The organism is Streptomyces niveiscabiei (assembly GCF_033794345.1).
Taxonomy (GTDB): domain Bacteria; phylum Actinomycetota; class Actinomycetes; order Streptomycetales; family Streptomycetaceae; genus Streptomyces; species Streptomyces niveiscabiei.
On the sequence record NZ_JARAYJ010000004.1, the window covers coordinates 81,857 to 95,751 of the forward strand.

Annotated in this window: 14 protein-coding genes and 1 pseudogene; 5 read left to right on the forward strand and 10 right to left on the reverse strand. The window is 71.0% G+C overall.

What is annotated here, in order from left to right; genetic code table 11:
• Positions 1-23: 23 nt before the first annotated feature.
• Positions 24-1,433, reverse strand: coding sequence for a type I glutamate--ammonia ligase (gene glnA, locus PV682_RS06680; protein ID WP_055719563.1), 1,410 nt, complete (start codon positions 1,431-1,433; stop codon positions 24-26).
• 257 nt (positions 1,434-1,690) lie between these two features.
• Between glnA and PV682_RS06685 the strand changes: the two genes are divergently transcribed.
• The gene (locus PV682_RS06685) at positions 1,691-2,158 is read left to right on the forward strand and encodes an RDD family protein (RefSeq protein ID WP_109362653.1); all 468 of its coding nucleotides are present in this window, start codon (positions 1,691-1,693) and stop codon (positions 2,156-2,158) included.
• A gap of 62 nt (positions 2,159-2,220) precedes the next feature.
• Here the strand turns inward: PV682_RS06685 and PV682_RS06690 are convergent, their stop codons facing one another.
• The 4 genes from PV682_RS06690 to lipB form a co-directional block, all read right to left on the reverse strand.
• Positions 2,221-2,922 carry a DUF4191 domain-containing protein gene (locus PV682_RS06690; protein ID WP_055724570.1) on the reverse strand — a complete coding sequence of 234 codons (702 nt, stop codon included), beginning with the start codon at positions 2,920-2,922 and terminating at the stop codon, positions 2,221-2,223.
• Between the two features lie 37 nt (positions 2,923-2,959).
• On the reverse strand, positions 2,960-3,160 hold the full coding sequence (locus tag PV682_RS06695) for an SCO2195 family GlnR-regulated protein (protein WP_010352015.1): 201 nt from the start codon (positions 3,158-3,160) through the stop codon (positions 2,960-2,962).
• A 274-nt stretch (positions 3,161-3,434) separates the two neighbouring features.
• Positions 3,435-4,400, reverse strand: coding sequence for a lipoyl synthase (gene lipA / locus PV682_RS06700; protein WP_319725024.1), 966 nt, complete (start codon positions 4,398-4,400; stop codon positions 3,435-3,437).
• Between the two features lie 425 nt (positions 4,401-4,825).
• Positions 4,826-5,623 (reverse strand): lipoyl(octanoyl) transferase LipB, encoded by a 798-nt coding sequence (lipB, locus tag PV682_RS06705; protein WP_319725026.1) that lies wholly within the window; start codon positions 5,621-5,623, stop codon positions 4,826-4,828.
• A gap of 246 nt (positions 5,624-5,869) precedes the next feature.
• Between lipB and PV682_RS06710 the strand changes: the two genes are divergently transcribed.
• Complete coding sequence (locus PV682_RS06710) at positions 5,870-7,306, forward strand: regulator (RefSeq protein WP_319725028.1); 1,437 nt, start codon at positions 5,870-5,872, stop codon at positions 7,304-7,306.
• A 46-nt stretch (positions 7,307-7,352) separates the two neighbouring features.
• On the opposite strand, the gene PV682_RS06715 is transcribed toward PV682_RS06710, so the two are convergent.
• From PV682_RS06715 to PV682_RS06730, 5 genes and pseudogenes are all read right to left on the reverse strand, one after another.
• On the reverse strand, positions 7,353-8,420 hold the full coding sequence (locus tag PV682_RS06715) for a hypothetical protein (protein WP_319725030.1): 1,068 nt from the start codon (positions 8,418-8,420) through the stop codon (positions 7,353-7,355).
• Between the two features lie 251 nt (positions 8,421-8,671).
• A complete protein-coding gene (locus PV682_RS06720) occupies positions 8,672-10,069 on the reverse strand; it encodes an NAD(P)/FAD-dependent oxidoreductase (RefSeq protein ID WP_407705618.1) in 1,398 nt (465 codons plus the stop codon).
• Between the two features lie 240 nt (positions 10,070-10,309).
• Positions 10,310-10,597 (reverse strand): annotated as a pseudogene (locus PV682_RS44270) (FAD-dependent oxidoreductase); the annotation flags it as partial.
• A gap of 44 nt (positions 10,598-10,641) precedes the next feature.
• Positions 10,642-11,535, reverse strand: a complete 894-nt coding sequence (locus PV682_RS06725; RefSeq protein ID WP_319725034.1) for a TIGR01777 family oxidoreductase — start codon at positions 11,533-11,535, stop codon at positions 10,642-10,644.
• A gap of 169 nt (positions 11,536-11,704) precedes the next feature.
• The gene (locus tag PV682_RS06730) at positions 11,705-12,148 is read right to left on the reverse strand and encodes an ATP-binding protein (RefSeq protein WP_319725036.1); all 444 of its coding nucleotides are present in this window, start codon (positions 12,146-12,148) and stop codon (positions 11,705-11,707) included.
• Positions 12,149-12,318: 170 nt separating this feature from the next.
• On the opposite strand from PV682_RS06730, the gene PV682_RS06735 reads away from it, so the two are divergent.
• Genes PV682_RS06735 through PV682_RS06745 form a run of 3 tightly spaced genes read left to right on the forward strand, consistent with a single transcriptional unit; the run spans position 12,319 to position 13,632 of the window.
• Positions 12,319-13,185 carry a helix-turn-helix domain-containing protein gene (locus tag PV682_RS06735; RefSeq protein WP_109362659.1) on the forward strand — a complete coding sequence of 289 codons (867 nt, stop codon included), beginning with the start codon at positions 12,319-12,321 and terminating at the stop codon, positions 13,183-13,185.
• 9 nt (positions 13,186-13,194) lie between these two features.
• Positions 13,195-13,392, forward strand: coding sequence for a DUF397 domain-containing protein (locus tag PV682_RS06740; RefSeq protein ID WP_319725038.1), 198 nt, complete (start codon positions 13,195-13,197; stop codon positions 13,390-13,392).
• A gap of 33 nt (positions 13,393-13,425) precedes the next feature.
• Positions 13,426-13,632 carry a dehydrogenase gene (locus tag PV682_RS06745; protein ID WP_319725040.1) on the forward strand — a complete coding sequence of 69 codons (207 nt, stop codon included), beginning with the start codon at positions 13,426-13,428 and terminating at the stop codon, positions 13,630-13,632.
• The last annotated feature ends 263 nt before the right edge of the window (positions 13,633-13,895 follow it).

The window sequence follows — 13,895 nt, forward strand, 5'->3', positions numbered from 1 at the left end:
GCGCCGGACGGCTCACGGTTCGATCACACGTCGTAGTACAGCTCGAACTCGTGCGGGTGCGGGCGCAGCTGGAGCGGGGCGATCTCGTTCGTGCGCTTGAAGTCGATCCACGTCTCGATCAGGTCGGACGTGAAGACGTCGCCGGCGAGGAGGAACTCGTGGTCCGACTCCAGCGCGTCGAGGACGGCGTTCAGGGAGGTCGGGACCTGGGCGACGCCCGCGTGCTCCTCGGGGGCCAGCTCGTAGAGGTCCTTGTCGATCGGCTCGGCCGGCTCGATCTTGTTCTTGATGCCGTCGAGGCCCGCGAGCAGCAGGGCGGAGAAGGCGAGGTACGGGTTGCCGGAGGAGTCGGGCGCGCGGAACTCGACGCGCTTGGCCTTCGGGTTGGAGCCCGTGATCGGGATACGCATCGCGGCGGAGCGGTTGCGCTGCGAGTACACCAGGTTGATCGGCGCCTCGAAGCCCGGGACCAGGCGGTGGTAGGAGTTCACCGTCGGGTTGGTGAACGCCAGCAGCGACGGCGCGTGCTTGAGGATGCCGCCGATGTAGTAGCGGGCGGTGTCCGAGAGGCCCGCGTACCCGGCCTCGTCGTAGAACAGCGGGTCGCCGCCCGACCACAGCGACTGGTGGACGTGCATGCCCGAGCCGTTGTCGCCGAAGATCGGCTTCGGCATGAAGGTCGCGGTCTTGCCGTTGCGCCAGGCGACGTTCTTCACGATGTACTTGAAGAGCTGGAGGTCGTCGGCCGCGGCGAGCAGCGTGTTGAACTTGTAGTTGATCTCCGCCTGGCCGGCGGTGCCCACCTCGTGGTGCTGGCGCTCGACCTTGAGGCCGGACTTCTCCAGCTCCAGGGAGATCTCGGCGCGCAGGTCGGCGAAGTGGTCGACCGGCGCGACCGGGAAGTAGCCGCCCTTGTAGCGGACCTTGTAACCCCGGTTGTTCTCGACCGCACCGGTGTTCCAGGCGCCCGCCTCGGAGTCGATGTGGTAGAAGCTCTCGTTCGCGGAGGTCTGGAACCGCACCGAGTCGAAGACGTAGAACTCGGCCTCGGGACCGAAGTACGCGGTGTCCGCGATACCGGTCGACGCGAGGTACGCCTCGGCCTTCTTCGCCACGTTGCGCGGGTCGCGGGAGTACTGCTCGCCCGTGATCGGGTCGTGGATGAAGAAGTTGAGGTTCAGCGTCTTGTCGCGGCGGAACGGGTCGATCTTCGCCGTGTCGAGGTCCGCGCGCAGCGCCATGTCCGACTCGTGGATCGCCTGGAAGCCACGGATCGACGAGCCGTCGAACGCGAGCTCCTCGTCCGGGTCGAACGCATCGACGGGCACCGTGAAGTGCTGCATGACGCCCGGCAGGTCGCAGAAGCGGACATCGACGAACTTGACCTGCTCGTCCGTGATCAGCTTCTTGATGTCGTCGGCGTTCTGGGACATCCAGCTCCTCCTACTCCCGGCTGTTTCCCGAGCCGGGGTGGTAGTTCGTTCGTGCGGCCAGTGCGGTGGCACACGCTCGTCCCGACCCTAGGGACGGGTGATTTCTCGGGCGTGACCCATTTGTTTCGCCGAAGTTAACCGGACTCGGCCCGCCTCTGCCCACCCGGCCCGGCCGGCCGTACCGCCCCACCCCGCCCGGCCGGCCCCGGCCCACCCCGCCCTTCGGCTTCCCCCGGCCCGCCCAGTACCGTGGACGGGTGGACAAAAGGCAAGCACTCGGATCCTGGCTCTCCGGACCCCGCGCGGCCCTGGAGGAAGCCGGTGCGGACTTCGGCTACCGGGGCCGGGACCTCGGCCTCCCGGAGGACGGCCCGAACTCCCTCGCCCGCCCCGGCCGCCGCCTCGGCGCACTCGCCGTCGACTGGGGCCTGAGCGTCTTGATCGCATACGGCCTCATCACGGACGGCTACTCGCCCGCCACGAGCAACTGGGCCCTGCTGGTCTTCTTCGTCCTGGGCGCCCTCACGGTCACGACGATCGGCTTCACCCCCGGCAAACGCCTCTTCGGCATCAGGGTCCTCCACCTGCCCACGGGCACGGTCAACCCCCTGCGCGCCCTGCTCCGCACGGTCCTGCTGTGCCTGGCCGTCCCGGCCCTGGTCTGGGACAAGGACGGCCGGGGCCTGCACGACAGGCTGGCGCAAACAGTCGAGGTGCGTATTTAGAGACGGGTACGACGATGGGGGCGCCCAAGATCTTGGGCGCCCCCATCGTCGTACAAGTGTGATCAGCGGCCCTTGGGCCCACCCTTCGGCAGCTTCATCCCCTTCGGCATCGGCCCCTTCGGCAGCGGCATGTTGGACATCAGGTCCCCCATCGCCTTCAGCCGGTCGTTCGTCGCCGTCACCTGGGGACCAGTAAGCACCCGCGGATACTTCAGCAGCGTCGTCCGCAGCTTCTTCAGCGCGATCTGCCCCTCACCGACGCCCACGATCACATCGTGCACCGGCACATCCGCGACGATCCGGTTCATCTTCTTCTTCTCGGCGGCCAGCAGAGTCTTCACCCGGTTCGGGTTCCCCTCCGCGATGAGGACGATCCCGGCCTTGCCGACGGCCCGGTGGACGACGTCCTGGCTGCGGTTCATCGCGACGGCCGGCGTCGTGGTCCAGCCCCGCCCGATGTTGTCGAGGACGGCGGCGGCGGCACCCGGCTGCCCCTCCATCTGCCCGAACGCGGCCCGCTCGGCCCGCCGCCCGAAGACGATCGCCGTACCCAGGAAGGCCAGCAGGAAACCGAGGATCCCGAGGTAGATCGGGTGGTCGATCCAGAAGCCGATCGCGAGAAAGACACCGAAGATGAGGAGGAAGACGCCCGCGAGCACCAGGCCGATCGTCTTGTCGGCCTTACGGGTCATCTTGTACGTCAGGGCGATCTGCTTCAGTCGCCCGGGGTTCGCGGATGCTGCCGCGCTGTCACTTCTCGCCATGCCAGAAGTCTACGTGCCCGGTGCGGGGCCCTCGCGCTCAGGGACGGGCGGAGCTGACCGCTTCGAGGACGCGCTCGGCCTCCACCCGGTCCTTGGCCCGGCGGCGGTCTTCGAGCACGGAGGTCCACGCGTTGCGGCGGGCCGTGCGCTGGCCGCTGCTCAGCAGCAGCGACTCGACGGCGCGCAGGGCGTCGGTGAAGGTCGGGATGGCGGTGGCACGGACGGGCGCGGCCTGCATGATGAGGTCCCCCCTCGGAGCGGCTTTGGGTATGGGCCTACGTGATGTGACATCAGCGTCACTGATTGGTGTTACCAGGGCGTGACCGACCGGTCAAACACCGATGAAACGTTGATACGACCCCGAAAACTTTCAACGCGGCCCCGGCAACGCCCTCAACTGCGAGGACGTCCGGGACCGCGCCGTCTCGGCCATTACCGGCGAGTAGGTTCTTGTGCGGGAATTCACACGGCCGGAGTGAGGCAAGGGGTCGGGAAATCCGATGGTCGGAGCGTCAGACCGCCTGCGAGGCGACGTAAGCCCCTCGCTTCTCCACCGCCATCTGGTACAGCCGCCCCGCGCGGTACGACGACCGCACCAGCGGCCCCGACATGACCCCGGAGAACCCGATCTGCTCGGCCTCCTCCTTCAGCTCCACGAACTCGTGCGGCTTCACCCACCGCTCGACGGGGTGGTGCCGCACGGACGGCCGCAGGTACTGCGTGATGGTGACCAGCTCGCACCCGGCGTCGTGCATCTGCCGCAACGCGTCGGTGATCTCCTCGCGGGTCTCGCCCATCCCGAGGATCAGGTTCGACTTCGTCACGAGCCCGTAGTCACGGGCGGCCGTGATGACCTTCAGTGAACGCTCGTACCGGAAACCGGGCCGGATGCGCTTGAAGATCCGCGGCACGGTCTCGACGTTGTGCGCGAAGACCTCCGGCCGCGACGCGAAGACCTCGTCGAGCAGCTCCGGCACGGCGTTGAAGTCCGGCGCCAGCAGCTCGACCTTCGTACGCCCCTCGGCGCGCCCCGCCGTCTGCTCGTGGATCTGCCGCACGGTCTCGGCGTACAGCCACGCCCCGCCGTCCTCCAGGTCGTCGCGCGCGACGCCGGTGATGGTCGCGTAGTTCAGGTCCATCGTGACGACGGACTCGCCCACCCGGCGCGGCTCGTCCCGGTCCAGGGCCTCGGGCTTGCCGGTGTCGATCTGGCAGAAGTCGCACCGCCGCGTGCACTGGTCGCCACCGATGAGGAACGTCGCCTCCCGGTCCTCCCAGCACTCGTAGATATTGGGGCAGCCGGCCTCCTGGCACACCGTGTGCAGCCCCTCGCTCTTCACGAGCCCCTGCATCTTCGTGTACTCGGGACCCATTTTCGCCCGGGTCTTGATCCACTCGGGCTTGCGCTCGATGGGGGTCTGAGCGTTACGGACCTCCAGGCGCAGCATCTTGCGTCCGTCGGGTGCGACTGCGGACACGACCGGCTCCCTGTGCTTCGATTCTTCGGCGTACACCAGGGTACGCCCGTGCTAATTGAGCCCCGCGACGAGGCCAACCCGCTGGGTGCGAGGCGCATTCCCGGTGCGAGGGGCATCACATCAGCCGACGGGGGAGCGGCTGCGGGCCACCGCCACGCAGGTCACACACGACCGCCCGGCACGGCACCCCGCGGTCCGCCCGCCCAGGCGCCGGCCCGCTGTACACCGACGGCGTGTGGCAGACGGCGCCCGCGCCGCAGGGGGCGGCACGTCGTGGGGTAAGGCGCGGCGCGAACGGGCCGACGCCTCCCGGCCCGCGCCGCCCCGGCGTCGACCGGTCCATGTGCCCGGGCATCGCCCGCCCAGGCTCGCCCCCCAACCGGACCTCCCTCAGCCCGATCCGGCGACGCCCCCGCACCCGCCGATCACACCGCCGCTTTCTCCACCACGCGCGGCTTCAGCTCCGCGTTCTCCAGCACGTCCTTCAGATGCCGCTCCACCACCGGCAGCACCTCCGCGATCGTCACGTCCCGCCCCAGCTCCTCCGCGAGCGACGCCACCCCCGCGTCCCGGATGCCGCACGGGATGATCCGGTCGTACCACTTGTTGTCGGGGTTCACGTTGAACGAGAAGCCGTGCATCGTGACGCCCTTCGCGACCCGGATGCCGATCGCCGCGATCTTCCGGTCCTCCCGCCGCTGCCCCGCGTTGGACGGCGCGTACTCGGGCCCGTTCATCCGAGGGTCGAACTCCTCGTCGGTCAGCCGGGGATCGAAGTCCAGGGAGAGCCCGCCGAGCGAGGGGCGGTCCTCGACGGGATCGCCCAGGATCCACACGCCGCTGCGCCCCTCGACCCGCGACGTCTCGACGCCGAACTCCGCGCAGACCCGGATCAGCGCGTCCTCGATCCGCCGCACATGCGCCACGACATCCACCGGCCGAGGCAGCTTCTGAATGGGATACCCCACCAGCTGACCCGGCCCGTGCCAGGTGATCTTCCCCCCACGGTCGACGTCGATCACCGGCGTCCCGTCGAGAGGCCGCTCACTGTCGGCCGTACGCCGCCCGGCCGTGTAGACCGGCGGATGCTCCAGCAGCAGCACCGTATCCGGCACCTCATCGGCGAAGCGCGCCGCATGAACCCGCCGCTGCTCGTCCCAGGCGACCTGGTAGTCGACCGCCTCGTCCCCGAACCCCATGCGAACGAACCGCAGCTCACTCACGACAAAACGCCTCCTCGACGTGGTAAGGCACGAAACGCCTCCACGCCACTGTACGACTGCCCCGCCCGCGTCAGCCCGACGGCCAATCCTCACACGATCGGATGAATGCCCCCCGGATAGTGCGACCGCTTGCTCACGCTCCGCTACATTCGCGCCGTTCACGAGGCCAACTGGGCTGCTCACAGGCAATCCGGGCACTTCATCCGGGCACGTCACATGCCCGGAAGGCAGGAGACCGCACCGCAGATGACGGACCGACCCGCGCCGCGCACCCCCAACCGCCAGCTCGCCGCGCTCATCGCAGAAGCGGGGTTCTCCAACGCAGGACTGGCCCGCCGGGTCGATCAGCTCGGGCTCGAACACGGCCTGGACCTCAGATACGACAAGACGTCGGTGACCCGCTGGCTACGCGGCCAGCAGCCGAGGGGTACGACGCCGGCCCTGATCGCGGAGGTCTTCACCAGGCGCCTCGGCCGCCGCCTGACCGCCCAGGACCTCGGCCTCGACGCCTGCGCCCCCGTGTACGCGGGCCTGGAGTTCGCCGGCACCCCCGAGGAGGCCGTCGACATCGTCAGCGGCCTGTGGCGCAAGGACTCCGGCAGCCACGCCGAGCTCCGCAAGATCGCCTTCACCCCGGCCGGCCTGGTCGTACCGAGCCGCGACTGGCTGATCGGCCGCGCCGACGAGAAGGTCGCCCGCGCCGAACCGCACCCCCGCATCCCCCCGCAGGCCCGCCCGGCCGTACCCCGCCAGCGCGAGCGCGGCGAACGCGGCGTCCGGGTCACCGGCGGCGACATCTCCGCCCTGCGCTCGGTCGGCGAACTCTTCCGCGCCCTCGACAGCCGCTACGGCGGCGGCCACGCCCGCCAGGCCCTGGTCCGCTACCTGGAGCACGAGTGCGAGCCCATGCTCCGGGGCGTGTACGGCGAACAGACGGGCCGCCGCCTGTTCGCCGCCGCCGCCGACCTCACCCGGCTGGCCGGCTGGACCTCGTACGACATCGCCGCGCACGGACTCGCCCAGCGCTACTTCGTCCAGGCGCTGCGCCTCTCCCAGGCGGCGGGGGACCGCGCGTACGGCGCGTACGTCCTCGTCACGATGAGCCGCCAGGCCGTCTACCTCGGACACGGCCGCGAGGCGGTCCAGTTGGCCCGCGTGGCCCAGCAGGGCGTGGGTACGGCGGCGGCGCCGACCGTCCAGGCCCTGCTGCACGCGGTGGAGGCGCGGGGGCATGGCGTCCTGGGCGAAGTCCGGGCCTGCACCACGTCGTTGGTCCGCGCGGAACGGGCCCTGGAAGCGTCGAAGCACACCGGCGCGGAGGAAGTCCCGTACTGGGCCCGCTTCTTCGACGAAGCCCAACTCGCCGACGAGTTCGCCCACTGCCACCGCGACCTCCACCAGTTCCGCGCGGCGGCCCAACACGCCGAACGCTCCCTCCACTTGAGGCCCGCGACCCAGGCCCGCAGCCGCCTGTTCTGCCGGGTGGTCCTGGCCACGGCCCGCCTCTCGCTCGGCGAACTGGACCAGGCGTGCCGCCATGCGGCGGAAGCGGCGTCCCAGGCGTCCGAGATGCGCTCGGCGCGGGCCGTGGAGTATGTCCGGGACTTCGAGCGGCGGTTGGAGCCGTACAAGGACGCGGCGGCGGTGCGGGGGTACCGGGAGAAGGTGGCGACGCTGGGGTAGAAGCAGCCGTGCCGGGCGGCTTGCGAGGGCCGCCCGGCCGGGCCGGTCACTCCGTCAGCTCCACCGCCTCCCGGAAGTCCGCGTACGCCTCCCGGTACCGCTTCACCGCGACCAGGAACATCGCCCGGTCGGTCAGCGTCCGCGCCAGCCACGCGGGGTCGCCCAACTGCCGTGCCAGCGCGACGGACCGGCCGAACAGCGGGGTGAGGGGCTGCTCGACCCGGGGCCCGCGGCTGTGGTGGTACAGCGCCGAACGGACCGTCAACCGATGTTGTACGACAGCCAGTTCGGCGAGCGGCGTGTCCGGGTCGGCGGCCTCGCGCTCCAACTCGTCGAGCCCGGCGAGGTATTGGGCGCGGACGTCGGGGGACCAGTGGGAGAAGGCGGAGCCGAACGCCGGCGCGGGGGAGCCGACGGGCTCCAGGGAACGGGAGGACAGTGCCAGCAGCGTCGTCCAGAACGCGAGGAGGTCGCTCCACGCCCGCCGCTCACCCGAGTCGCCCAACTCCCGCAGCAGGCCCAGCGCTTCGGCCCGCACCGCGTCCGCGCCGACCGTCCCGGCCAGCCGGGAGTGCTGCACCAGCGCCCACACGGTGAGCGTCGTCGACCCCTCGCCCTTGACGAGCCGCCCGCGCTGCACGTCGACGAGCCGCCCGAACGCCTCCGACGCCGCGCCATGGCTGCCCGCCGCGTCGAGTTCGGCCGCCCATCGCGTCAACGCCCAGAAGGAGTCGTCCACTTCACGCCCGGCCACCTCGGCCGCCTCGACGTGCCGCCCCTCCTCGGCGAGGACCACGGCAAGCCGCCCGCTCCCGTACGCGCGGCTCTCCACCTGCCCCCGCTCGAACCCCTCGCGCCCGACGGAGGCCGCCTCCTCGCACACGGCGAGCCCTTCCGCCCGCCGCCCCTGCCGGAACAACTCCCCTTCGTACGCCCCGAGCGCCCGCACCAGCGTCTCGGTGCGCCCGGGCTCGCCGCCCGGGATCTCCCGCGCGGCCCGGGCCGCCTCCCCGCACAGCGCGAACACGATGTCCGGCCGCTCCCGGAATTCCGGCGCGTACGAATACGAGACCAATTCCGTCGCCAGTTTTCCCAGATAAGCCAGCGGGCTCACCTGGGCCAATATCCGATACGCCGTGACTTTCTCCCGCAGACTCAGTCCCCCTGATCCCAGCAATGCCGTCCGAGCCCTCAACACCGCGTCCTGATCGACCGACTTGGAGTGATCCATGCGGAAGATTCTGTGCGCCGGTGAAGTCGCGGACAAGGCAAACGAGTTGTGCCGTCCGTCCTACGGAATCACCGGCGAACCTGTCATGATGGGGACGGTTCACTTCTCGCGCGGAATTCCCGTGCCGGCAACTTTCAGGCCGCCTCGGTGACCGTCGCCGGCGGATCCGCCAACTGCGAGGCCCCCGCCGCCCCCAGCTCCGCGATCAGCGCCGTCGCCGCCCGGTGCGCCGAATGCAGCGCCCCCTGCACGGTGCTGGTGTCCCGGTGGTCCCCGCACACGTACAGCCCGGCCAGGAGCCGGACGGCGCGGCGCAGGTCGTGCGGCGGGCGCATCGCGGGGACCGCCTCGGCGGTGTGGTGGACGGCGAGGGTCTCCCAGCGGGACGTGGACGTGCCGTACAGCCGCGCGAGGTGCGCGCGGATGGTGGCGTCGAGGTCGTCCGGGGGAGTGCCGAGAACGGTCGAGGAGATCAACACCCGCCCGGCGGGCGCCCTGTTGGGGTCGACCTCGCTCATGACGGCCGTATGGGCGACCGGCCCGCCCCGCTCCGCGTCGAGCAGCAACGCGCCCCCGCTGTCGGGGAGTTCGTCGGTCGTGTGATGGACGACGGTCACCGGATGGAACTCCGGCACCCGCAGCCCCGGCAGCAGCTCGGCGGCCGTACGCGCGTCGGTCGCCACCAGCACGGCCCGGCACCGGAACTCCCCGTGCTCGGCGGTGGTGACGCAGGTCGTGGCGACGGACGTGACGCGAACTCCCGTACGCACGACGCCGGTCGGCAGCGTCGAGGCGAGCAGCTCGGGCAGCGCGTCGGCCCCGCCCTCGGGCACGCACAGCCGTCCCCCGACGAACGCCCGCAGCGCGAGATCCGCGCACCGGCTCGACGTCGTCAGCTCGGGGTCGCACAGCAGCGCGGCGAGCAGGGGCCGCAGGAACGCGTCCACCGTACGGCTCGGCAGCCCGCGCGCCGCGAGCGCCTCCCCGGCGGGGGACTCGGCGCGGGCGAGGAGCCGCTCGACGGGGACGGACGCGAGCCGGGAGAGCGCGCCGCGCAGCCGCGCCTGGTCCATGGCCGACCCGAGGGGACCGCCGTACCGCAGCGCCTCGCCGCCGCCGGTCCCGGCCCGAGGGGCGCTCGCCAGGGCGCGTACGACATCGAATGCGCCCCTCGCGCCCCCCACGACGGAGCCCCCGGCACCGGCCAGCGCGCCCCCCACGGCGGCGGCCCGGGAGCCGCTCCCGGTCTCGGAGCCCCACGATTCCCTTGCCGCGTCGGACCCGCGAGCCCCGCGGCCGAACCCCCGGACGCCGCGCCCACCGCCGAGGTCGAGCCCCAGCCCGCCCCTTCCGGGACCGAGCCCCAGCCCGCCCCTTCCGGGACCGATCCCCAGGCCGCTCCTTTCGAGGTCGGGCCCCAGCCCGCCCCTTCGGGGTTCGAGCCCTCGCCCGCCCACGACTCCCCGCGCGTCTCCGGGACCGAGCCCTGCCCCGCCCGCAACTCCCCGCATATCCCGGGGGCCGAGACCCATCGCGCCCCGGACTCCCCGTGCGCCACCCGGAGTTGCCCTCCCCGCTCGGGCGGCCCCCCTCCTGCCGCCGACTCCCCTCGTACCGACGGGAGTTCCCACCCGCACCCGCCGCCCCTCGCCGTGCACCAGCACCCCCGGCGCGAAGGGCCGCAGCATCAGCCCCTCCAGGCCCGGGGTCATCGTCAGTTCCGGGTACGCCGTGGACAGCAGCTGCCCGATCCGGTCCAGCCGGAACCCGTCGACCTTCTCGGTCGCCATGCGCCCCCCGACCCCGGGGGCGGCTTCCAGTACGCACACCGACAGTCCTGCGCCGATCAGCCGCTGTGCCGCGGACAGTCCGGACACCCCGGCTCCCACGATGACGACGTCGACCTTGTACGCGGGCTCAAGCACGTGCCCCTCCTCGCGGATTGCGCCGAGCCGAAGGCGTCGTACCCTCAACTCGTCGTAGGGATACCCGAGTTCCGCTTGAGGGTAGGTCCACACCCGGGCCCGGTCAGCTCGCGCACAGACCGAGCACGGGCGCACGCAGGTCGCATACCCGGCCGGGGTGGGTCGGGTGGGACCGGAGTTCAGCGCAGAGCCGCCCGCACCGCGTCGTCGATGCCCGGGAAGGCGAACCGGAACCCCGACTCCAGGAGCCTGCCGGGTACGACGCGGGCGCTGCCCAGCACGTCCCCGGCCATCTCGCCGAGCACCAGCTTCAACACGGGTGCGGGGACCGTGAACACCTTCGGGCGGTGCAGCACGCGGGCCATGGCGTCGGTGATCTGACGGTTCGTCAGGGGCTCGGGTGCGGTGAGGTTGAACGGCCCCTCCAGGCCGTCGTGTTCGAGCAGATGCCGGATCGCCGCAACCTCGTCGTGCAGCGCGATGTACGACCAGTACTGCCGCCCGTCGCCCATCCGCCCGCCAAGTCCCGCCTTGAACAAGGGGAACAGCTTCCCCCACGCACCCCCACCCCGCGCTACGACCAGCCCCGTCCGCGCGAACACCGTCCGCACGCCCGCCCGTTGAGCCGCCCCGGCCGCCGCCTCCCACTCCACGCACAGCTCCGGCAGGAACCCCGACGCGGCCGGCGCGCTCTCGTCGACGGCCCGGTCCCCGGTCTCGCCGTAGATCCCGATCGCGCTCCCGTTGACGAACACGCGCGGCGGCGCGTCCATCGCGGCGACGGCCTCGGCGAGCGCCCGCGTGCCCTTGACCCGCCCGTCGCGAATGGTCTTCTTGTACGACTCCGTCCACCGCCGGTCCCCGACCCCCGCCCCGGCGAGGTTCACGACGGCGTCGACACCGGCGAGCCCGGCGGCGTCCACCCGCCCCGCCTCCGGCTCCCACGCCACCTCGCCGGGCCCGGCGGCGGCCCGCCGCACCAGCCGCACGACCTCGACCCCGTCGGCCTCAAGAGACCGCACCAGCGCACTTCCGATCAGACCGGACGCCCCGGCCACAGCAACTCGTCGCATACGCCCATCCTGCCCCCGACCCCCATAAAATCTCCGTTTGAACCTTCAAGCGAACAGATCCCGCCCACCCCCTCCTTCGACGAACGCCACGCCCCGGGGGGTCACCTGATCGCGCTGGACGGGGAGCACGTGGACGACGCACTGACGGTCCGGGCGCTCTGAGGCGGGGTCAGCTCCGGTTCTGATCCGGCGAGTCGAGGGTGGCGTCCGGCAGGCTGAGCACCGCCCACACCACCTTCCCCACCCCCTCCCTCGGCCCCACTCCCCACTCCTTCGCCAACGCCTCCACCAGCACCAGCCCCCGCCCGCCCTCGTCCCACTCCCCGGCGCACCGCAGCACCGGCAACTCCCCACTGGCATCCGCGACTTCGATCCGCAGCTCTCCCTGAGCCAACGTCACCTCGACCCGGATCTCCCTCCCCGGCAACGCCTTCGCGTTCACCGCGTTCGTCGCGAGCTCCGATACCAGCACCTCGGCGTCGTAGGCGACTTCACCGCCGACCCGCCACTGGGCGAGCTGCCTGCGCAGGTCGTCGCGGGCCCGGGTGACGCTGTGGCGTCGGCGGGGGTACTGGTAGGCGGCGGTCCGCGTGGACACGGCGTTCGCGGGCATGGCTCATCCCCTTTGTTCCGGGTGGCTTGCGCTACGCAACGAAGCTAGCCGTGTTCGAAACGTGCCCACAACCTACTTGGCTCACAAATTTGCACTAGATCTGATGTTCTATCTGTACCCGAGTGCATCAACGCGGCAGACTCTCCAGCACAGTTGAGAGGAGCAGGCACATGCCCGTTGGGGGAAAACCGACCGTGCGCAGCCGCAGGCTGGGCATCGCACTCCGCCGCCACCGCGAAGCAGCCGGCCTCGACCAGTCGGCCGCCGCCGAGGCCATCATGAAGTCGGTGAGCAAGGTGAGCCGGGCGGAGAGCGGCCAGGTGTCGGTATCGGCCCTGGAGGTCCGGACGCTGCTGGACTGCTACGGGGTGACGGACGAGAACGAGCGCGAGCGGCTGCTGAATTGGGCGAAGACCAGTAATGAGCGGGGCTGGTGGGTCGACTACCAGGACACGCTGCGTCCGGACTACGCGGACCACATCACGCTGGAGAGCGACGCGACGTACATCCTCTCCTGGGACCCGGTCCTGATCCCCGGCCTGTTGCAGACCCCGGAGTACGCGGAGAAGGTCATTACCGTCGGGCCCTTTGTCCACTCGGACGAAAAGGTCGCCGAACTGGTCGAGGTCCGGATGCAGCGGCAACGCAGGCTCGATGAGGAGGCGGTGCAGTACACGGCGATCCTCTGGGAGCCCGCGATCACTGCGCTCGCCGATGGCTCTGAAGTGTGCGCGGACCAACTGCACCATCTGCTGAAGGTGGGCCGTCGGCAGAACGTGCAGCTTCAGATCCTGCCGACGTCGGCCTTCCTGGCCGCGACGATGTCCGACGCGTTCACGGCTTTCTCGTACGGTGTGGAGCCCTATGCGGAGGTCGTAACCGTCCGAACCCCCGTGAACACCACCGTAGTTGAGTCTCCGGACGACCTGGCCACCTACGCGAACGTCTTCAATCGGCTACGCTCGGCAGCACTGTCGCCGACGCAGTCCGCCCGCCGGATTCGCCAGGCGCTGGACAACAAGGACCAGCAGACGTAAGAGGCACCTGTGACCCCCGACATCGAGATCGTCAGCGCGTTCCGCAAGTCGTCGTACTCGGCCCAGAACAACGACTGCGTCGAACTCGCTCACACCTCCCTCGGGGGCCACGCCGTCCGCGACAGCAAGCACCCCTCCGGCCCCGTCCAGTTCTTCAGCGCCGAAGCATGGACCCGGTTCATCCAGTCCATGACCGCAACCTCCTGAGCAGGCCGCGCCAGCGGACGGGACCCTGCCAGGATGCCCGCAGAGCACACCCCGACGTGCCCCCGGTGCGGCAGCGCGATGAGAGCCGGTGCCATGGTGCTCAGCCGCCGTGAGGAGGACGGCCGACGCGTCTGCCGTGTCGTCTGGGGCTGCCCCCACCGCCACGTCTGGTGGGCATGGTCCGATCGCCCGGCAGCCGAGCTGGAGATCTGCCCGCACCCGGATCTGATGCACGGCTGATCCCGACGCTCCCCGCCCCGGCAGCCGGAAGGGGGTGACCAACTCCCCGGCGCCCCCGCGCGGCATGCGGAACAGCGCCGCACACCGGTCAACACCACCCTCACCGCAGTCGGCCCCCGACTCGCCCGACCCACGCCCGAAGCCACGCCGGGCACCCCGAACACCCCCGCGCGCCCGCGCGAAATGCTCAAAGCCCCCGACCGACGTCCACTCCGAACCCACCGAAGGGCAACCACCCCGCCAACCCCCGTCCCACGGTGAGC